This is a genomic window from Streptomyces sp. SID14436 (genome assembly GCF_010548465.1).
Taxonomy (GTDB): Bacteria; Actinomycetota; Actinomycetes; order Streptomycetales; family Streptomycetaceae; genus Streptomyces.
Genome location: NZ_JAAGMD010000477.1, coordinates 1 through 19,178 on the forward strand (window position 1 = coordinate 1; position 19,178 = coordinate 19,178).

Consider the following 19,178-nt stretch of genomic DNA (forward strand, 5'->3'; position numbering starts at 1 on the left):
CGGCCCGTACGGGGCGGCCCGGCTGAACCCCGAACGCAGCGCTGCCAGGACGGCGTCCCGAGCCGGCTGGTGCGGTGTGACCGCTACCCCCACGATCACCTTCGACGCCACATCGATGAACCACGTCACCCACGGACACACCGCGGCCCCGTCCAGGGCGACACGGACCGGGATACGTTTGTGATCACCCTCCCAGCAGGCGTTGCGGTGCGTGGGGCGGCCGTTGGCCGTAGACGTCGTAACGACGACGTGCTGCTTCACCGCCCTTCAGCCCGGCCCGCTCCCCCGCCGACAAGTCCCGGCGTACCGCGCGGTGCAGGGTCCGAAGAGAAGGCACCGAGCCCGGGTCACCAGCCGCGGCCGCTTCCGCAAGCAGCTCGCGGTGGACCGCTGACACGTTCCCACCCCAAACCGCCAGACGAACACGCACATCTGGCGACACACCCGCCCGTGACGGGGTCCGTGCGGATAACCGCCCATCGCGCCGGGCCACCGCCACCCAGTTCCACACCGTCCGCAGTGACACACCAAGAGACCCAGCGACTGCCCGCGCGTGCTCGGTGGCCAACTCGCCCCGGGAGTCAAGGGCCATCAAGCGCGCCACCGCGCCACCGCGCCACCGCGCCCTCACGCCCGCCAGCCGGCCAGCCGGCCACCGCCGCAGCATGTCCTCGCCACCAGGAACCCGATCGGACACTCCTCACCCCCGGCTGCACCTCGTGCGGGTGGGTGGCTGTCCGCCATGGCCTCATCCATCCCAACACGCCGATCAGGCACACACGCACGGATGAAGCAGGCTCCCCATCCCCATGGGGCGCCGGGGCGCGGTCATGTCCACCTCGCCCCGCTTCACGGCTTCTGCGATCAGGCCCTCCAGCAGTGCCTCGAAGCGCCCGCGTCACGCCACTGCCGGAAACGGTTGTGCACAATGGGTCAGGCGCCGAACTCCTGCGGCATCTCCGGCCACTGCCCGCCGGTCTTTAACCGCCAGATCACGCCCTTGAACTGCTGCCGCAGCCGCTGCGGGGGACGGACCGTATTCACCGATCGGTGAGTACGGCTCGATGAACTCCCATTCCTCGTCAGTCAGTTGCACTCACGTCACGCAAGAAGATCTACCGGTGCAGCCTCCGCCGCGAGGGCGAATCCCGCAGATTGTTCACGCCCCAATATGCGCAGCGAGATCAGCCGAGACCACGATGGGCGGCCCACAACGCCCCAGCACGGCTGGCAGCGTCGGAGACCAGGGCCGCCAGTTCAGGTTCATCATGGACGGGGAACGAGACATATGCGCCCCGACCGCCACCGACTGGTCTGCCATAGGCCTTCACGGCGAGGTGACCGTCCGGGAGAAGCCGGACGTTGAGCGTGATCAGCGTGAACGCTTCACCGCGTCGAGTGTCCGTCCAACGGAGCGCCTGCGGGATCGTGACATTGATCGCCAGAGCACTTACTTCCAGGTCGCTGCTCATGGGCGGATGCTCTCACGGGAGCTGCCGCAGTCGGCAGCCACCGGCTCACGCGGCAGGCAGTCTGATCACGACTCGATACGCGACCTAGGAGCCAGGCTGGAGAAGACCGAACCGGAGAGCCCGACGACCACGGACCCGGTGGTGGGCATCGGCGTGCCGGCCTGCTCGCCGAACATCCGCAGGATGCGGCCGACGTCCTCGCCCGGGCCGCACTTGCGCGACGGGCGGACCATCCGGCGTCCGGCGGTGCCAGGCTGTGCCGCTGTCGCCGCTGTCGCCGCTCTCGCCGCTCTCGCCGCTGGCAGGGCGGCACCGGCGGGGCGGAAGGCCTACCGCGTCTACGCCGAACAAGTTGGCGCCTGCCCCATCAGCCGGGGGGGGAGACACGGACCTCGACGGCGCGCTCGTCTACGCCTGCCTGCTGTACCTGACGGGCCACCAGGAATCCGCCCCTGTTCTGGCGGCAACTCGCCGCCGGCGACGGCAGCCGGGCCGCCGGCCCACTACCGCACCTGCACCACCCGGCCCTCGGCGAGACCCGCGCAGCGTGGCCCTGGTTCCACCAGCTCACCCACGTCGAACCTCGTCATCGAGCCACGGCCCGTCCGACAGCAGTTCCCGCTCGTCGAGCTGCGGCTGACCATCAGCCCACTCCCCTACCTCGGTGCTGGTTTCCCCACCCCACCCCCAGGTGGACTACTCAGCCGTCCAGCCCGGCCTCCCACTCACGCCGCCGCAGTACCTGATCGCTGAAGAGGTGCCGGCTGCGGTCGAGCAACCCACCCACCTCCGCCTCTGCCCGCCGCACCTGCGCCCAAGGACGCCAGCGCTGCACACACCGCCCGGCCCACCTGCGCAGCTTCACATCCGGGTCCTCCAACAGCCCCGCCGCCGCCCGCAACGCCACCACCCCGCCATGCGCATCCAGGAGCCGGAACACGGCGACCCCCACATGCCGCGGCCACATGGACCCGGTGCGCGCCAGCAGCCAGTCGACGGGCAACTGCTCCGCCAACGGCAACAAAGCCGCGGTCGCCTCGCGGACAACCACCGCAGCCGGGTCCTCCAGCAGCGGCCGCCACCGTTGCGCGTCCGCACGGTCCAGTGCCCGCAGACCTTCCACCGCCCCTGCCCGCACCCCGGCCGCTGGGTGAGCGAACAGCGGCCACAGCAGTCCGCCGTCCACGCGGTCTCCGCACTCGGTCAGGCCGATGACCGCCCCGGGCTGCAGCCCGGGGACGCCGGGTGCCGCACACCGCTGCCGGTACCACGACGCCGGATCCCCTCCGTGCTGCCGCACCAGCTACCGGGCGTCGCAGGCACGGACAAGAGCGGGAACGGTCACCGAGGAACAGCTCCGCCCGCTCGGGCCTTTCCGCCTCAAGCCCCGTGACAGCACTCCAGCAATCCCACAACCTGGGGCACTGGCCGCTGGAGAAGTTGCTGACGTTGCAGGTCGGCGACCTCGATCTGAGCATTCCCAAGGTGCGGATGGAATGGTTCTTCCCGTCCCTGCTGGAGCGTCGCGCCGGATCGACCCGTTCAGCGACTGTCGTCGCTCGACAGCAGTCGCTCGACGACAGCCTTGAGTGCTGCCGCGTCGTCGGGGCCGAGCCGGTCAAGGAGGTGGCGGCGGGTTGAGGCTTCCAGCGAGGGCACCGTTGCCTCGATCGTGCGTCGGCCTTCCGGTCGCAGCGCGACTTCGACGCCGTTCGTGACCTTGTCCCGCGTCACGTAGTCACGTTTCTCCATTCTGGTCAGTTGGTGCGAGAGCCGTGTCCGGTCCCAGCCCAGGGTGGCTGCGATGGCGTTCTGCCGGAGGGTGCCGCCGGATTCGTAGAGGCACACCAGGACGCTCAGCTCGGCCTCCGTGAGGCCGGACGTCGTGGTCATGTCGGCGATGACCGCGGCGCGAACCGTCTCGTGTGCGCGCTTCCACAGCAGCCACAGCTCGGCCGCTCCCCCTAGTGTTGACATGTCAACACTGCCTTTCTAGTGTTCGACCTTACAAAGCGACCTGCGAGTAAGGACTTCCGCGATGCTCGATTCACGACGGAACTACCTCAGTCTGCGCGGCGCGGCGCTGCTTCCGTGCGTGCTGTTCATCCCCATTGCCGCGGCCCTCATCGCGGCGCCGGACGTGGCGTGGGGGGAATACCTTGGCGTCTTTTTCCACCTTTCCATCCTCTTCCTTGTCTCACGGCTGGAGGCGGCGTCGTGGGCCAAGGCCGCCGGCTATGGATGGGTGGCCTTGGACGTCCTCGCCGGCATTCTGGCAATCAACGACGTCCCGCACGACATCGCCTGGCCGGTCCGGCTCGGCGGGCATGTCCTCGCCGGTGTGTGGATCATGTCCAGTTCACTGGTCAGCAAGTCCTGGCCGGTCACCCTGGTCGGCACGATCACAGGGTTCTGGCTCGCCTCGTACTCCCTCGTGGGGGACGTGCTTCCCGAATCGGCCCTGGCCCCGGCAGGCATCTGCATCGTGATCTGGTTCGCCCTCCTGGCGTACTTTGACCGGCCGACGGAGAAGCGATCGGACGCGTCGATGCGTCCGGCATCGGCTTGACGAGCCCTTGAGCGTGGCCGCGAGCGCACCCGCGCGGTGCCGGGCGCCGCACCGCCCACTGGCCGCGAAGTTCCTCGGTTTCGAGCCGGAACTCGCCGTCATTCGAGGGCGAGGCCCAGCTTGGCGGTGCGCAGCAAATGGTGACGGATCAGGCGCTCGGCCAGTTCCACTTCACGCGTCGGCGCGGCGTCCCAAAAGGGGGCGGTGCTCCCCCGCGCCGGCCCTTTCTGGCTCGCGGCGCGACGAAATGGCCCACATGTGATGGAGGTTCGACTCTTCGCGCAGGCGGGTGGCGAGGCCCAGCAGGCGGCGACTGGGCTGGCGCCCATCAGTGAGCCCTTCCAACCTGACGGTGATGGCCGTGTGTGGGACTGAGCGCTCCGGTGGGGACCGCTCGCCCACTACGCCGCTCAGTCGGCGAGGAGGAGGCGGCTGTCAGGCCGCCGCGAGAGTGGCGCGGGCGTCGACACGCTGGTGATGGAGGCGCATGACCTGCCGGGCGACCGGCTGGGCGAGCAACGCCTCGATGAGGAACGCGATGGTGCAGTTCCGCGGCCACAGGTGCGCGAACTGCTCCAGGGGCTCGGTGGAGATCTGCCGCGCGCCGATCCACGTGCCGACCACTGTCATCAGGAGGGAGATCAGCAGCACGCTGCACAGGGCGTGCAAGATCATGTGGGCTCGGAAGCTGTCGCCCGGGCGCACGATTCGTGAGGTGAGCAGCTGGGCGGGCTTCATCGTCAGCTGGACCACGGCCACGACCGCGACCAGCAGGGCCGGCATCACCTGCAGCAGACCGGTCCACATGGCCAGGGTGAAGCCGGAGGTCAGGCCGCCGATGACCACCGGGATGGTGTTCACCGAGATCACGGCGATGACCAGCATGAACACCACAGATTCCTTCGGGGTGCGGGGCAGGCAGGTGCGGAAGGGGTTGTCGCTCACAGGGCAGTTCCTTGTCGCTCGATGCGGCAACCGGCAATAAAAAACAGCGCCCGTCTCCCGAGGCGACTCGGGAGACGGGCGCTGTTTCGAAAAGCTTGTACGCGCCGGACTTCGCGACCAAGGATACAGGCCCGCAGCGACTGTCGCGGGCGAGGACGGCGCCGCGGCCGGCCCGTCCCCGGCCGGCTGCCGCCGACTCGAACGCTCACGGTGCCAACTGAAGCGCTGAGTCACAGTGGGTCGGACAGTTCCACTGGAACGGCGGAGCTCCTCGTAGACGGGTTCTCGACCAAGATCGCCCGCAGCCACCAGGGGCTTCGCGTGCTCGTCTGCCCGTCGTCGATCGACCTGTCCAGTCGCACCCTGCGGTGCCTGACCGGACGCCTCGCTGCCCGGCGAGGGGAAATCGGGACCGATCCGATGACGATGCCTGACCGCCGGCTGTCGGACTCTGCTCGCCTGGCCCATCTGCGATGCGGTGACACCTGCGCCCAGCTCGCCGCCGGGTTCGGTATCGAACATCGCAACCGTGTACCGGTACATACGCGAGGCCGTCGAAGTACGGGCCGCGCTCGCACCCACCGTGGCCGAAGCGACGTGCACCGCCCGGACCACAACGTTCGTGATCCTGGACGGCACCCTGCTGCCCATCGGCCGAATCGCCGCGACACCGCGTACTACTCAGGCAAGCACAAACGCCACGGGATGAACGTCCAGGTCCTCGCTGAAGGGCTGGCGTCTTCTGCGGAAGCTCCGGTGCAGCACCCACCGCGTCGCCGCGATCGTCCAGGCTGTCCTCGTCCTTCATCACGCCTCAGCGTGAGGTGGGAAAAGCTCAGTGCCCGGTGGACGTCGCGGTGCGAGGTGCGAGGCGCACGGCGTCAACCACGAGGTCGAGCAGGCGGTCAGTTCGCTCTTGAGGGGCACCGTCGACGATGACGGCGAACACGCCGAGAAGCAGCGTGGTGACGTCATCGGGGTCGACGTCCTTGCGGAGGGTGCCGGTCGCGGCGCCCTGCTCGAGGATCATGGTGATGGTGGCGGCCAGACGTTCGCGCGAGGGAGCCGCGATGCGCCCGGAGGCGACGGCGGCGCGCAGGGTGTCCACCATGCCGCGCTTGGTCGCGACGAAGGTGGCATAGCGGCCGATCCAGGCGCGTAGGGCGATGTCGGCCGGGTGCTTGCCGAGCAGGTCGGGGGCGCTCGCCTCCACGGCGGCGAGTTCGCTGGCGTAGACGGCCTCGGCGAGATCCTCGCGGGTGGGGAAGTGGCGGTAGAGGGTGCCGATGCCTACGCCGGCCTGGCGGGCGATGCCTTCCAGGGAGACCGGGCCCTCGGCGGCGGCGAAGGCGGCCTGAGCGACGGCGATGAGCTTCTCGCGGTTGCGCCGGGCATCACGGCGGACCGGTCGGCCTGCGGGTTCGGCCGGATTCGGGGCCTTCGGGTGTGACGACGAAGACAAAACGGAAGTACCTCCAGTAGTGGTGCGGCAGGAAGTAACGGAGGTTCCTCCGTAAACGCCCAGTGTCTCACGTGCACGGGAAGCCATGGCCCTCTCAAGTCAACCCTGCCGCCTCCTGCGTTCTACGCCCTGGAGGCGCCTGCCCGCCCGAGAAATCGTCCAGCGCCTTTGATCTACGCAGCGTGAGGGAACACGTCGGAGTCTTCCTCCACCTCCCCATACCCCCAGCCGGTCCGGCTCGGCGGCCGTGTCCTCGCCGGTATGTGAGTCATGCCCAGTTCACCGGTAAGCGCGTCCTGGCCGGTCCGGTCACCGTGGTCGGCGCGATCACGGGGTTGGTCTGGTCAGGGTGGAAAGCATGGCCATCGGGGCCGCGCCGCTTGCCCTGCGTGTGCGCGTGGTCCGCCTCAGCCGGGTCGACGGTGACAATGTCGTTGTCGTGCGTCGAAGCGGCGTCCCCAACCGCCGGGGGGTAAGGGCCTGTTCGGCTAGACGGGCGCGGCCTTCCGCTGCCCGCTCTCCTCGCCCGGCTCGGCCGCCGGCCTCCCGGCGTCCTCGGGCGCGAGCCGGGGTCGGACGGTTTCGGGGGCGACATCGCGCCACCACGGGGTGAGCGGGAGGGTGTCCGCGGTCGGCTCGAAGGGCTCGCCCGGCCGCGGCAGCGCGACCGTCACGCCCGCGCGGCGCCCGACGGCGAAGGTGTCCTCGCCCGGCTCGTCCCACGGGTGCGGGGCGAGGTTGAAGGTGGCCCAGTGGATCGGCAGGAACACGCCGTGCGGGCCACCCTGGAGATCGAGGTGGGCCCGGATGCCCTCCTGGGGCGTCATGTGGATGTCGGGCCAGAAGTCGGAGTAGGCCCCGATCTGCACCATCGTGGCGTCGAACGGTCCATACCGCTCGCCGATGTCCGTGAACCCGGGGAAGTAGCCGGTGTCTCCGCTGTGGAAGACCCGGTGCTCCTCGCTCGCGACGACCCAGGAGGCCCACAGGGTGTGCTGCTGGTTGCGCACTCCGCGTCCGCAGAAGTGCCGCGCGGGTGTGGCGGTCAGCGTGAGGCCGGCGACGGTGCTGCGCTCGTGCCAGTCCAGCTCGCGCAGCCGGTTGGCGGGCACGCCCCAGCGTTCCAGGTGGGCGCCGACACCGAGCGGCACCGCGAAGACTGTGTCCGTGTCGGCCAGGGCCCTGATGGTGGGCAGGTCGAGGTGGTCGTAGTGGTCGTGCGAGATGACCACGGCATCGACCGGTCCGAGCGCCGCGAGCGGCACCGGCACGGGGTGCAGCCGCTTCGGCCCGGCGAAGGCGAACGGCGAGCAGCGCTCGCCCCACACGGGGTCGAACAGGATCCGCCGGCCGTCGATCTCGGCGAGCACACTGGCGTGCCCCATCCACGTGAGCCGCAGCCCGCTGGCCGGGGGTCTCGCAAGGTCGGCGAGGGTCGTCGCATGCACGGGCACGGTGCCCACCGGGACGCGGCTCAGGCGCTGCTCCTTGCCGAAGAACGTCCGGGTGAATGCGAGCTTCGAGCCCTGTGGTCCGATCCTGACGCCGACCGGGTTCTGGAAGGTGCCATCCGCGAAGTGCGGCGATCTGTGGATCCGCGCCAGCCGCTCGCCGGTCGGTTCGGCGCCGAAGGCGTCAGGCCGAAGTGAGCGGAGCCCTGGAATCGGGGAACGGGTCACGGCAGCTCCTGAAGGGGCAGGTCTTTCCATCATGGGTGGGGGCGAGGGCGGCCTCACCGGCCGAGGATTCGACGGCGGCGGCCCTGGCCGGGGGCGTCGGCGCCCACGGCACGGGTCGGCATTTCGGGTCCAGCCGTGCCACCGGCCGTAGGTCCGCTCGCCGTGCAAGGTGAGTGAGCAGAAGCCGACGGTCGCGGCCTCCGCCCGTGGTGGCCGCTCCTGGCCGGGGCGGCCGCGGGCCGCCCCGGCCGAGTGCGCGCGGGCAGGGGCCGGCGGGTCGCTCACTGACGCGGAGGCGTCATCGGCCGGGTGGGGATCGCTTCGAGTGCCGCGAAGGTCTCCGCGTCGAGGGCAATGGCGCCCGCTGCCAGGTTCGCCTCGAGGTGCGCGATGGTGGCGGTGCCGGGGATGAGGAGGGTCTGGGGGCTGTGGTGCAGGTGCCAGGCAAGGCCGACCTGGGCCGGGGTGCATCCCAGGCGTTCGGCGGCCGCGATCACGGCGGGTTCATCGGTCACCTTGGCCACGCCGGGGATCGCGCCGCCCAGCGGGAAGTAGGGCACCCAGGCGATCTGCTCCTCGGTGCAGAGCTTGAGCAGGTCCTCGTCGTCGCGGGCCACGAGGCTGTAGGGGTTCTGCACGCACACGATGCCCGCAGGCAGGGCGCGGCGGGTCACGTCCACGGAGACGCTGCTCAGGCCGATGGCTCCGATCTTTCCGGCGTCTCGCAGGGCGGTCAGTTCCGCGAGCTGGTCGTCGAGGTCGACCTTCTGCTCGTCGGGGGCGGGGATGGTCACGCCTGCGTCCATGCGGCGCAGGTTGACCACCGGGACCTGCTCCATGCCGAGCGAGGCCAGTTCCGCTTCGATGCTGGCCCGCAGTTCCTCGGGCCGCTGCGCCATCCGGAACGGGACCGGGGCTCCGGGGGTGGACATGGCACCGACCTTGGTGACGACCAGAACGTCGTCCAGCGGGCGCAGCGCCTCGCGGATGAGGCCGTTGACGAAGCCGTTGCCGTAGAAGTGGGCGGTGTCCACGTGGTCGACACCGAGGTCGAACGCACGGCGCAGCAGGGCGATGGCCGCGGGACGATCGTCGTGCAGGCGCTCCAGCTGCATCGCGCCGTATCCGATGCGCGAGACGGTGCGTCCGGCCAGCAGGCCGGCGCCTCCGGGGCGCGAAGCGGAGGAAGTGGCGGAGGTTGTTTCGGAGGTCATGGCTTTCTGCTCCCGTGGGGTGACCGGACTTATACGGAGGGCCCTCCGGTACCTTCCACCGTAACACTACCGGAGGGCCCTCCGGTTTTCCGTCGCCACACCCGCGGGATCCGGACCCGCCTGCGTGGCTGCGCACTGCCGTCGCCTCCGGGCGGGCGAACGTCGCGCCGCCGGCAGCGCCAGACGCCTCGATCAAGGCGGGCGCAGCGACCGGACTAGGTCGCCCGCAAGTGGTTGGTGCGCTGGTCTGTTGGTGGTGCGTCGTCGTGAGCTGACCGACATGGGTGCCGAGGCGGGCCGACCGCGGACTTCTGTCGGCACCCGCGTCATGGTCGCGGGGCCCTGCAGCAGGTCGCCCGCCCTCTCCCCGACCTCACGGCGCTGGCCGACCGCCGACCCTGCGGGCGGCGGGCCGGCACTGGCCTCCGCTCTCATCAATCAGGATGCCGATTCGTCCGGCTCTGACAATCCGCGGTCGCGGGCACGCCGCAGAAAGTGCCTCGCCAGCAACACCAACCAGCCCACCAGCGTCACTGTCGCGGCAACCCTCACCCAGGGTGCGGTGCCGCTGCTGGCCGCCGTCCATCCACAGAACAGGATGCTCAGACTCAGCCGAGCCGGGCTGTCAAGGAACTCGCCCTTGGGGTTCCGCGGCACCCGTCCCGCCTTCTGCCCGAGATCGTGGTCTGTACGCCACGGCAGAAGGATATGGCAGCGAATCGCGGGGTCCCGGTCATGGCTGAGCAGCTTCGTCGGCCGCCACATGTTCGGGCGGGTGACGTCGTCTACTCGTTGACTTCCGTGAGCCCCGACGTCGCCGACTGCTGACCCCGAGCGGCCTACACGCCGCCGAATGGCGCGACGTCAGCGGGGTCGGTTGCGGTCGGCGGCGAGCAGCGGGAGCCGGGCGTGGGGGTCTTATTCGGGTTGAGTCACCGTCAGGGACCAGCGGATGCTGTGGTTCGAGGCGTCGACACCGATGGAGAACGAGCCCGGCTTCACCACCCCGGGGTCCATGGTCACCGTACCCACACCGACACCGCCGGCTGGGCAGTCGACCGAGAAGTCGGCCACCCGCACCTGCTGGGAGTCCATCGAGACCGCCACGCTGCCGCCGCCCTCGCACGCCACGGTGAGCACGGTGGGCAGTCTGTCCCAGGCCCCGCCCGACGCGACCCCGCCGTCCCCCGTCCACTCCGGCACCCACACCAGGCCGTCGGGGCCGGGGTGAGGAAGCAGAGCGTCCCCAGCCGCCGCTGCCGGTACCGCTGTCGCAGTGGTCACTGCTGCGGCCGCCAGGGCGATCGCCGCCATCTTGCCTACGCGCATGGTGGTGTCCTCTCTTTCTGACGCGCCATCAAGGCATGGACATGGCAGTTTGACCTGTCGGCGCCCTCCCGCGCATGAGTACGACGACTCATGACAACCGTGATGCCGCGGTGGCATGCCGGGCCCGGCCCATGCGTGTGCGCATGGGTGCGGCCACTGAGCCCGCGCGCTTGGCGGACCGCAAAGGGCGCGGGCTCAGTGGCGGAGCGGATCGGCGGGATACCCCTCTCCTTTGAGCCTGTTCTTCTGCAATGGGGATGGGCGGCTTCCTGCAGCGAATTTCACCTGGCGCTACCGCCGTGCGATGGGGGCGCCGAAAGGATGGATGACGTTGCCGTCCGCGTACGGGATGCCGGGGCGGCGGCGACGGGGCGGGGTTTCTTCGAGCGCCTGACCGTCGGTGAACAGTTCATCCAGGTGGAAGGCGAGGTTGTGCAGCGGGCCGGTCGCGCCGTCGGCGGGCTCGGGCCACATCAGCGGCAGGCGCACCCGCCAGTTGCCTGTCCGGTGGGACATGAGCAGGTCGGCCGTGTCATAGGCGGAGCTGGTCTCGCAGCCGAGCAGTACGGGCAGGTCGCCCTGGGCGCCGGCGAAACGGCACGTCTGTCTCAGGGCCCAGGCGAGGTGCGCGTGCGCGGGTGCGGCAGCGGGCGGCGGGCAGGCGGCGTCGTACCAGTCGCCGGCGGGCGGGGCGGGCGGGCGGTGCGGGGCGAAGTCGGCGCGGCGTTCGCTGATGTCGAGCAGGCGCAGGCGGGGCCCTTCGGGGCCTGCGGCGTACACCTGGCCGGCGACGTCAGCGGTGAAGGTGATCGCCTGGGTTTCCTCGGGTGTGGCGGTGACCGGCTGCTTGCTGCCCTCCTCAAGGCGTCGGTAAGGGATCAGGTCCGTGTTCCAGGACGCCAGAGCTTCCGCGGTACGGGGGGCGGGGGCGAGTTCGCCGGGCGCGTACCCGCCGCTGCTGTCCTCGAAGTCGACCAGGACATCGTCATAGGCGGTGATCATGGCAACTTGGCCCACGAGGTCGCCCGGGTTGTCGGTGGGGACGGTGGCAACCACCCAGTCCCCTTCCTGCCACGGATTCACCCCGCGCCCCCTTTGCCCGGTCAGCCCTTCTTACAGCCCTTCCAGCCTACGTGCCCCTTGACCCAGTAGGCGGTCCAGATTCCCGTCCTGCCGTAGTTCTTGCCGTCGAGCTTGAGGGCGCGTTCCATGGTGACCACGCACATGGTGCGCTTCTTCTTCCCACGCCCGTACTTGTACGTGTGAGTGGTGGACACCTTGTTGACATTTCCCTTGCTGCCTTTGGCGAAGTTGTTGAGGGCCTTGTCCCACAGGCGCATCGCGTAGCCGTTGTAGGGATGGTTGCCCTTGTTGCCGGTTGAACCGCCGCGCTTGATGTGCTCAAGCCCGTACTTCCGGTTGCCGACGCGTATCAGAGTGTCGTCGAAGTCCCCGAGGTACCAGCGGTAGACCTTCGCCGACCCCGGCCCGCTGCGGGTGTTCTTGGTGCACGCCTGGTCGAAACCGCAACTCCACGCCTTCGGCTTGGTCTTGTGGATGGATGCGTTGGCAGGGGCCGCGGTGAACAGGACGGCCACCGCGGCGGTGGTTGCGGTGGCCGTTGTGATGAAGTGTCGTCTCATGGGGCGCACGGTACGGAGAGTATTTTGAGCTCAACATCATCTTTTAGGCCATAATCTGATGATCTCCCGTGGTCGGGGACACGCGATGCGCCCGGCCTCCGCCCAGGTGCCGGGGTCTCATGGCAGCAACGTCCGCCGACGCCGAGGGCCGCGTGCGCCCGCAGCCGCAGATCGGGGCGAAGGCGTATCAGGCCGCGGCTACCACGGGCGGCATCATGAACGACGCGCCGACGAGGTTCGGCCGCACCGTCGCCGGCAGAGCCGACCAGTTCGGCGTGCGTCAACTCACCCTCGCCCTGCCGCCCCGTCACGCCGCCCGGAAGCACGTGGTGCCGGCCGCCGTTGTGGCGGCTCGGTGCCTCGGCCGGCCTCGTGACGGTCGGCCCCGACGATCGTCGATGGATGGCCCGTTGGGAGACAGGCGAGGGGGGCTGCCCTTGTGCTGAAGGTCTTTTCCCGGACCACGGTGTCGCTTTTCAAGAAGCACGTCCAACCCTGCCGAAGTGCTGACGGTGCTGCTGGTGCATCACGTCGAGCTTGGCGGCCAGCTCGCTCAAGGCATGTGATCCGCGTGCGCGACCTGTCTACAAGACTGATTCCAGAGTGCCGTCGGCAACGTCCTCGAAGTAGCCCGGGCACCCGGAGACCGGGGTCGTCCAGTCTCCGCTGAGCCGCAGGGAAAGGGGCCAAACCGGAGGCAAGTGCGGACGGGTGGGCCGGGTCGACGGCGGCTTCCCCAGCTGGCGAGACACCCTCGGGTTGGGCCTGTCTATAGATGCTCACACTCTCTGCACGTCCCGCGTGGCCCCGTCAATCCCCCTTCCTGCTCCCCCGCCGCACGCAACCGGGGCGAGCCGACAGCGGGCCTCCGCCTGCAGTACCTCATGCACAATTTCTGACGAAGCGTCACTGAACGGCACGAGGCCGGATGCGGTCAGGATGGAACGCAACTGACACCGGTGCGGGAAGGGTGATCTGTCTCGCCGCGCTGCGGGTCTCTCTCTTCCAATAGGAGCCCGTCACATCGGGAGTGAGAACAGCCGTACTCGCCCTGAGGGCCAACGGGAACTGTCGCGCAGGGACGTCACCATGCTCCGGAGTGGCATGGTCACCAACCGGCCTTCGGGTTGTTCGACGAGTACATCCTTGTCAAGCAGGTGCCATCCGAGGCGCTGGTAGAGCGACACCAGGGAAGGTCGGCAGAAGAGGAGTGCGTGCTGAGGACCCATCGTTCGGGCGTGCTCCAGTGCAGCTGCGACAACGAGCCGAGACAGGCTCTTACCTTGCATGCCTGGTGACACTGCCACCCCGCCGACCCCCACCACTTCTGTCTCGGCATCCCCGATCGCAACAGGCACTCGCAGCAAGCCGGCGTGGGCCACGAGCCTGCCGTCGTGCCGGATGCCGAAGTGTTCCTCTTTCGGCAGCCAGGTCAGACCGGTCCAGGCGACACCGAAGGGATCATCGCTGCTCCCGAGGATTTCCTCTTGGTCCGCCCTCGTGTACTGGGCGAGCCGCACCACAGTGGATCGGTTGTCAGACACTCCCACATGATGATCTATCCGCCGAGCACTGGCCAAGTGATTCCCAGCCGATCTGCACCGTCCAGAACAGGGAGTTCAGGCCAAGGGGCACGGTTCGCTTCCGAGGCTGCCGACTTTCTTCGGCGCCGTGACTATGGCCGTACCTGTCCAGGAAGCGCCGTGTATCACGTGACGTCAGCAGCCTGCTGAGGCTTCCCAGGCGGCAGTCCGGGCCTGGGTAAGGGCCAGGCGGTAGGGTTCAGTGCCGGTCTGGATGAGGTTGCCGCCGAAAGCGAGCCGGCCGACATGGCCGCGCAGAGCCGGGGGTCGGTGTCGTTTCGCTCCAGCCGCTGAGACTCCCTTTCGAGGCGGTGGCGCTGTTCTTCTCCTCGCGTCCAGACAGCACCTGGAACAGCAGAGGCCGTAACCCAGGCGGCCGAGTCAACAGCCGGTTCGCGCATTCGATTCGTGCCGTTGGTGCGGAGAAGGGCGCGCTCCTTCGTCGTTGGACAGTGGTGCGGAGCACCCCCGGGCCAGCGGGGCCTACGGCCACCTCTTCCCTCACTATTGGCGTACGCGCGGGTTCCCTGGAGAGCTCCGTCCCCGCACCTGGGCGTTGAGTCATGCGTGGCTTCTGATCAGGTGAACAGCGGTACCGCCATCCAGACCGCAACTCCGATCAAGGTGGCAGCGAACAAGCAGTCCATCCATCGTTTCGACCGCTCACTGCGGAACAGGGCGGTGAGCGCCCGGCCGCCAAGTGCCCAGACGATGAAGGCGACGAGGTTGTTCAGCGTGAACACGATAGTGATCACCAGCACCGTGGCGATGTCGTCGTTGGCGGGTGGCCTGAGAAACTGCGCGAACAACACCGCGATGATGTAGTACGCCTTGGGGTTCAGTAGCAGGACGATCGCACCGGCCCAGAACCCGATCCGTTGTCCCCCGGCCGATGGGGCATCCGCCGTGGATCCTTCAGTCGCCCGAGCGGCACGAACGAACGTCACCGCCAACCACAGCACGTAGAGGCTCCCGACCGCGCTGAGCACGTTTGCGAACAAACGATGCTCGAGGATGGTGGCTCCCATCCCGATCCCGATTACCGCGGTCACGCCCAAGGTCGCGATGTGGTATCCGGCGAGGGCCGGCACGGCGGCGTTCAGCCCCTTCGACGCACCGATCGCCGCGAAGAACGCGTTTCCCGGGCCCGGACTATAGGCGAGTGGGAACAAGAAGATCAGGAGCGCGATCAGCGTGTCCGCGCTCATCACCGACGTCAGAGGGGGCATGAAGATCATATGCCGAGTCTTCAGAGCAGCCACCGTGCAATGCTGGCGGAAATCGGACGTCACGGTGCAGTCGAACGTCCACCACCTGTGCGCAACGCGTCAGGGAAGGGTGCCTGGCGCGATGCAACCGGGCGTCGGTAGCTATAGAAGGCTACAAGTGCGGGTTCCCGCGCGAGCGCTTCTCAGAATCTGCGACCCCCTGCGCTTCTGCCTGCTGTGCGGAGCACCCACCGTCGGCGGGGAGGACGTCACTCACCCTCGTACCTACTCGCCGACGAAAGGCCGCTCCGGAGCAACGCCGCGGCTGCAAGCTGTCCGGCGGCCAGTGGTACAGCGCCTACGGCTGGACAGCTGCCAAGCATGACGGTTCGGCTCAGCTCAGTGCACGGTTGGACAGTTCGGCATCATCGTGCGTACAACCGGTCCAACGTCGACTGGCTCTCATCGTCCGCGGCCCGGCAGATCATCAACCGCTGGTCCGTATCCTGAAGCGGCATGAACACCTCGAAGTGGACTGCGACCACACCGGCGTCGGGATGCCGCATCACCTTCCGCCCACGGCCGTTGACCTTGACGTCTCGTTCGGCCCACAACCGTGCGAAGTTCTCGTCGCGCGTGATCAATTCGGCGATGAGTGCGGTCAACTCCTCATCCTGCGGATGCGCAGCCCACGCGGCGCGCAGGTGGGCGACGCCCTCCCGGAGGACGCGTTCGCGGTCGACGTAGAACTCGCGAATCTCCGGATGTACGAGACACAGCCACATCGAATTGCGCTGCGCCGGGGGCAGGGTGTCGAAATCCAGCAGCAGCTTCGACATTTCGCTGTTCCAGGCCAGGATGTCGAACCGATGGTTCATCACCATGGCCGGCAGCGGCGACAAGTCAGCGACCAGCCGGGCCAGCGGCGGTGCTGCGGTGGTTGCGGGCTTGTCGGCGTTGCGGGGGCGCTGCTGGGCCAGGTCGAAGAGGTAGGCGCGTTCGTCGGGCGTCAGCCGCAGAGCCCGGGCCAGCGCCTCCACCACAGCTGCTGAGGGCCTCAGCCCGCGGGCCTGTTCCAGCCGCACGATGTAGTCGATGCTGACACCTGCCAGCTCGGCGACCTCTTCGCGACGCAATCCCGGGGTCCGCCGTGCCTGCCCACGCGACGGCAGGCCCAGAACCTTCGGGTCCAGGCGCTCACGCCGGGTCCGCAGGAACGCCGCGAGCTCCTGTGTCGGGTCCACGGTGCTGGTCGTCATGATCGGGCAAACAACGAGCGTGGGACTCCCATTCCCAGGAAGTGTCTTCCCTTACCCCGGCTGCGCGGCTGCCACAAGCTCGTTGCGACGGCTGACCGCGAGCACAGGAGGACATGATGGCGCTCACCCTCGACACCTACCGGCTGCTGGGCCGGTCCGGGCTGCGGGTCTCACCACTGGCGCTGGGCACCGCGACGTTCGGCACCGAGTGGGGTTGGGGCGCCGAGCAGGACGACGCCCGCAAGCTGTTCGACCTCTACGTCGAGCGCGGCGGGAACTTCGTGGACACTGCCCCCACCTACACCAATGGCAGCTCCGAGCGTCTGCTGGGCCAATTCATCCACGGCCATCGCGAAAGCCTCGTGGTAGCCACGAAGTACACGACGCTGCGGAGCCCCGGCGACCCCAATTCCGGGGGTGCTCACCGCAAGAGCCTGTTCGCCTCGGTGGAGGCCAGCCTGCGGCAGCTGAACACGGACTACATCGACCTGCTCTACCTGCACGTGTGGGACTTCACGACTCCGGTCGAGGAGGTCCTGCGCGGCATGGACGACCTGGTCCGGCAGGGCAAGGTCCTGTACGTGGCGATGTCCAACATCCCGGCCTGGCAGGTGTCGCGCATGCAGGCGATCGCCGACCTGCGCAGCTGGTCGCCGCTGGTTGCGCTGCAGATCGAATACAGCCTGGCCGAGCGGACCGGGGAACGCGACCTGATCCCCATGGCACGCGAGATGGGGCTGGGTGTCATCCCCTATTCACCGCTGGCCGGCGGTGTACTCAGCGGCAAGTACAGCCGTGACGACCTGATCGCGGCGAACGTCGACTCCGGCGACGGCACTCGCAAGGCGTTCAACCTCGCCCTGGGCACGCTCACCGAGCGCAGTCTGGCCATCGCTGATGTCGTGAAGGACGTCGCCGCGGAGCAGGAGCGCACGCCCGCCCAGATCGGGCTGGCCTGGACCCTGCAGAACCCGGGCGTGTCGGCAACGCTCATCGGTGCCCGTACCCCCGGGCAGCTCGAGGACAACCTGGGCGCCCTGGAGGTCGACTTCACCGGCTCCCAGCTGTCCCGCCTCGACGAGGTCAGCAAGATCAACCTCGGCTTCCCGCACGACCTGCTCGCCAGTGACCACATCCGCGCGGTGACCGCAGGCGATCTGAAGATCGAATCCCGCCGCTGATGTTGCGGAGGCCGGCGTGCGGCTGCGGACCCGAGCAGGGACGCCCGGCCGTGGCCGGGTCCCGCTGAGTGGCGATGCCGGCCCGACCGCGTCGCCCGCCCACCCTGAATTCGATTTCGACGGCGGAACATTCCCGACGGCCGGCGTCGACGGCGCAGTTGCGTGCCTTCCAGCGGAATGATCTTCCGTACAGGAATAACAGGCAATATCACGTGAACCGTAGACCTAGTGGAAGAGGAAACGGAATGAATTCTGACATTGGTAGGTACAGCAGGAAGAACGCGGTGATCACGGGTGGCGGCAACGGAATTGGGCTGGCCATAGCGAAGCTGCTGGTGGACGGCGGAGCCCGAGTGGTGATCACCGGTCGTTCTCCGGCCACACTCGACGCTGCACTGGAACAGCTCGGCGAGAACGCGGTGGGCATTCCGGGTGATGTGGCCTCGTTGTCCGACCTGGAGGCTCTGGCAGACAAGGTGAAGGGCGAGCTCGGCACGGTCGACGCCCTTTTCGTCAACGCCGGCATCGCGCCCCTCACGCCTTTCGAGTCGACCACCGGCGAGGAGTACGACGAGATCTTCGCGATCAATGTCAAGGGCGCGTTCTTCACCGTGCAGAAGCTCGCCCCACTGCTGACCACGGGTGCCGGCGTCGTCTTCACCACCTCGATCGCCAACGTCATCGGTCTGTTGGAGACCAGTGTCTATTCCGCCGGCAAAGCGGCGCTGCGCTCCATGGCCCGCAGTCTTTCCCGCGAGCTGCTTCCCCGCGGAATCCGTGTCAACGCGGTCAGCCCGGGTCCCATCGACACGGGGATTCTGGAGACCATGATGTCTGCGGAGGCTGCGAAGGAGTTCAAGGCGCAGCGGGTCGCGAACAATCCTATGCAGCGTTTCGGTCTCCCTGACGAGGTGGCCCGGGCGGCCGCGTTCCTCGCCTTCGATGCCACTTAGAGGTCCTAACAAAGGCGTTGGACGTGCCGGTGGGTGATCAGGCAGGTCGCGAGGCCGAGGAAGGCTTCGTGGATGTCGTCGCGCCGTTCCCAGCGGACGCGTAGGCGCCGGAAGCCGTGCAGCCAGGCGATGGTGCGTTCGACGACCCACCGGTGCACTCCGAGCCCCGAACCATGAGGGGTGCCGCGGCGGGCGATCACCGGCTTGATGCCCAAAGCCCACACGAGCCGACGGTACTTGTCGTGGTCGTAGCCACGGTCGCCGAGCACCATGTCGGGCCGCCGACGCGGCCGCCCGACCAGGCCCGCAACGGACGGGACCTTGGCGAGGAGGGGCAGCAGTTGCGTGACGTCGTTACGGTTGCCGCCGGTCAGCGACACCGCGAGCGGGACGCCCTGACCGTCGACGAGGACGTGGTGCTTGCTGCCCGGACGCGCACGGTCGACCGGGCTGGGTCCGCTTTTGGGCCTCGTCGAGCGGCCCGCACATGGCTGGAGTCGATCACCGCCCGAGACCAGTCGAGCTGCTTCGCAGCCCGCAACTTCTGCAGCAGGATGACGTGAAGGCGGTCCCACACGCCGGCCTCGTTCCAAGCGGCCAGCCGCCGCCAGCACGTCATGCCTGAGCCGAAGCCGAGCTCCTGGGGTAGGTACTCCCACTGGATGCCGGTGTGCAGGACGA

The 19,178-nt window shown here is 68.5% G+C and carries 17 protein-coding genes and 3 pseudogenes; 4 read left to right on the plus strand and 16 right to left on the minus strand.

From position 1 onward, the window contains the following. Window positions 1–826: 826 nt before the first annotated feature. From G3I53_RS33925 to G3I53_RS16270, 5 genes and pseudogenes are all read right to left on the minus strand, one after another. Window positions 827–1,096 (minus strand): annotated as a pseudogene (locus G3I53_RS33925) (transposase); the annotation flags it as partial. A gap of 88 nt (window positions 1,097–1,184) precedes the next feature. Beyond that, a complete protein-coding gene (locus G3I53_RS16255) occupies window positions 1,185–1,472 on the minus strand; it encodes a hypothetical protein (RefSeq protein WP_164336812.1) in 288 nt (95 codons plus the stop codon). Window positions 1,473–1,537: 65 nt separating this feature from the next. Beyond that, a complete protein-coding gene (locus G3I53_RS16260) occupies window positions 1,538–1,705 on the minus strand; it encodes a hypothetical protein (protein ID WP_164336813.1) in 168 nt (55 codons plus the stop codon). 467 nt (window positions 1,706–2,172) lie between these two features. Further along, window positions 2,173–2,658 carry a hypothetical protein gene (locus G3I53_RS16265; RefSeq protein WP_239063929.1) on the minus strand — a complete coding sequence of 162 codons (486 nt, stop codon included), beginning with the start codon at window positions 2,656–2,658 and terminating at the stop codon, window positions 2,173–2,175. 356 nt (window positions 2,659–3,014) lie between these two features. After that, window positions 3,015–3,449 (minus strand): MarR family winged helix-turn-helix transcriptional regulator, encoded by a 435-nt coding sequence (locus tag G3I53_RS16270; protein WP_164336814.1) that lies wholly within the window; start codon window positions 3,447–3,449, stop codon window positions 3,015–3,017. Window positions 3,450–3,510: 61 nt separating this feature from the next. On the opposite strand from G3I53_RS16270, the gene G3I53_RS16275 reads away from it, so the two are divergent. Beyond that, window positions 3,511–4,041, plus strand: coding sequence for a hypothetical protein (locus G3I53_RS16275; RefSeq protein ID WP_164336815.1), 531 nt, complete (start codon window positions 3,511–3,513; stop codon window positions 4,039–4,041). A gap of 435 nt (window positions 4,042–4,476) precedes the next feature. On the opposite strand, the gene G3I53_RS16280 is transcribed toward G3I53_RS16275, so the two are convergent. Continuing rightward, window positions 4,477–4,986, minus strand: a complete 510-nt coding sequence (locus G3I53_RS16280) for a hypothetical protein (RefSeq protein ID WP_164336816.1) — start codon at window positions 4,984–4,986, stop codon at window positions 4,477–4,479. Between the two features lie 321 nt (window positions 4,987–5,307). Here G3I53_RS16280 and G3I53_RS16285 point away from each other — a divergent pair. Then, window positions 5,308–5,809, plus strand: a pseudogene (locus G3I53_RS16285) (transposase family protein). Window positions 5,810–5,821: 12 nt separating this feature from the next. Here G3I53_RS16285 and G3I53_RS16290 read toward each other — a convergent pair. The 9 genes from G3I53_RS16290 to G3I53_RS16330 form a co-directional block, all read right to left on the minus strand. Continuing rightward, window positions 5,822–6,448, minus strand: coding sequence for a TetR/AcrR family transcriptional regulator (locus G3I53_RS16290; protein WP_239063930.1), 627 nt, complete (start codon window positions 6,446–6,448; stop codon window positions 5,822–5,824). Window positions 6,449–6,936: 488 nt separating this feature from the next. Continuing rightward, the gene (locus tag G3I53_RS16295) at window positions 6,937–8,127 is read right to left on the minus strand and encodes an MBL fold metallo-hydrolase (RefSeq protein ID WP_343240629.1); all 1,191 of its coding nucleotides are present in this window, start codon (window positions 8,125–8,127) and stop codon (window positions 6,937–6,939) included. A 281-nt stretch (window positions 8,128–8,408) separates the two neighbouring features. After that, window positions 8,409–9,341, minus strand: coding sequence for an aldo/keto reductase (locus G3I53_RS16300; RefSeq protein WP_164336818.1), 933 nt, complete (start codon window positions 9,339–9,341; stop codon window positions 8,409–8,411). Window positions 9,342–10,259: 918 nt separating this feature from the next. Then, window positions 10,260–10,670, minus strand: a complete 411-nt coding sequence (locus tag G3I53_RS16305; RefSeq protein WP_239063931.1) for a hypothetical protein — start codon at window positions 10,668–10,670, stop codon at window positions 10,260–10,262. A 291-nt stretch (window positions 10,671–10,961) separates the two neighbouring features. Further along, a complete protein-coding gene (locus tag G3I53_RS16310) occupies window positions 10,962–11,726 on the minus strand; it encodes a hypothetical protein (protein ID WP_164336819.1) in 765 nt (254 codons plus the stop codon). Window positions 11,727–11,773: 47 nt separating this feature from the next. Then, the gene (locus tag G3I53_RS16315) at window positions 11,774–12,313 is read right to left on the minus strand and encodes a hypothetical protein (RefSeq protein ID WP_164336821.1); all 540 of its coding nucleotides are present in this window, start codon (window positions 12,311–12,313) and stop codon (window positions 11,774–11,776) included. Window positions 12,314–13,332: 1,019 nt separating this feature from the next. Further along, entirely contained in the window at window positions 13,333–13,857 is a 525-nt protein-coding gene (locus G3I53_RS16320; RefSeq protein WP_164336823.1) for a GNAT family N-acetyltransferase, read from the minus strand. A gap of 617 nt (window positions 13,858–14,474) precedes the next feature. Then, the gene (locus G3I53_RS16325; RefSeq protein WP_343240630.1) at window positions 14,475–15,158 is read right to left on the minus strand and encodes a LysE family translocator; all 684 of its coding nucleotides are present in this window, start codon (window positions 15,156–15,158) and stop codon (window positions 14,475–14,477) included. 371 nt (window positions 15,159–15,529) lie between these two features. After that, window positions 15,530–16,363 (minus strand): helix-turn-helix transcriptional regulator, encoded by an 834-nt coding sequence (locus G3I53_RS16330; RefSeq protein WP_164336825.1) that lies wholly within the window; start codon window positions 16,361–16,363, stop codon window positions 15,530–15,532. Between the two features lie 116 nt (window positions 16,364–16,479). On the opposite strand from G3I53_RS16330, the gene G3I53_RS16335 reads away from it, so the two are divergent. Both G3I53_RS16335 and G3I53_RS16340 read left to right on the plus strand, forming a co-directional pair. Next, a complete protein-coding gene (locus G3I53_RS16335) occupies window positions 16,480–17,544 on the plus strand; it encodes an aldo/keto reductase (RefSeq protein WP_164336833.1) in 1,065 nt (354 codons plus the stop codon). Between the two features lie 245 nt (window positions 17,545–17,789). Beyond that, window positions 17,790–18,497 (plus strand): SDR family oxidoreductase, encoded by a 708-nt coding sequence (locus G3I53_RS16340; protein ID WP_164336827.1) that lies wholly within the window; start codon window positions 17,790–17,792, stop codon window positions 18,495–18,497. Window positions 18,498–18,502: 5 nt separating this feature from the next. On the opposite strand, the pseudogene G3I53_RS33930 reads toward G3I53_RS16340, so the two are convergent. Then, window positions 18,503–19,178, minus strand: a pseudogene (locus G3I53_RS33930) (IS5 family transposase); the annotation flags it as partial.

What these genes read in the sequence shown, in the direction of transcription:
- G3I53_RS16255 (WP_164336812.1), bottom strand. Translation starts at nt 1,472, where the DNA reads ATGAGCAGCGACCTGGAAGTAAGTGCTCTGGCGATCAATGTCACGATC.
- G3I53_RS16260 (WP_164336813.1), bottom strand. Translation starts at nt 1,705, where the DNA reads ATGGTCCGCCCGTCGCGCAAGTGCGGCCCGGGCGAGGACGTCGGCCGC.
- G3I53_RS16270 (WP_164336814.1), bottom strand. Translation starts at nt 3,449, where the DNA reads ATGTCAACACTAGGGGGAGCGGCCGAGCTGTGGCTGCTGTGGAAGCGC.
- G3I53_RS16275 (WP_164336815.1), top strand. Translation starts at nt 3,511, where the DNA reads ATGCTCGATTCACGACGGAACTACCTCAGTCTGCGCGGCGCGGCGCTG.
- G3I53_RS16300 (WP_164336818.1), bottom strand. Translation starts at nt 9,341, where the DNA reads ATGACCTCCGAAACAACCTCCGCCACTTCCTCCGCTTCGCGCCCCGGA.
- G3I53_RS16305 (WP_239063931.1), bottom strand. Translation starts at nt 10,670, where the DNA reads ATGCGCGTAGGCAAGATGGCGGCGATCGCCCTGGCGGCCGCAGCAGTG.
- G3I53_RS16315 (WP_164336821.1), bottom strand. Translation starts at nt 12,313, where the DNA reads ATGAGACGACACTTCATCACAACGGCCACCGCAACCACCGCCGCGGTG.
- G3I53_RS16330 (WP_164336825.1), bottom strand. Translation starts at nt 16,363, where the DNA reads ATGACGACCAGCACCGTGGACCCGACACAGGAGCTCGCGGCGTTCCTG.
- G3I53_RS16335 (WP_164336833.1), top strand. Translation starts at nt 16,480, where the DNA reads ATGGCGCTCACCCTCGACACCTACCGGCTGCTGGGCCGGTCCGGGCTG.
- G3I53_RS16340 (WP_164336827.1), top strand. Translation starts at nt 17,790, where the DNA reads ATGAATTCTGACATTGGTAGGTACAGCAGGAAGAACGCGGTGATCACG.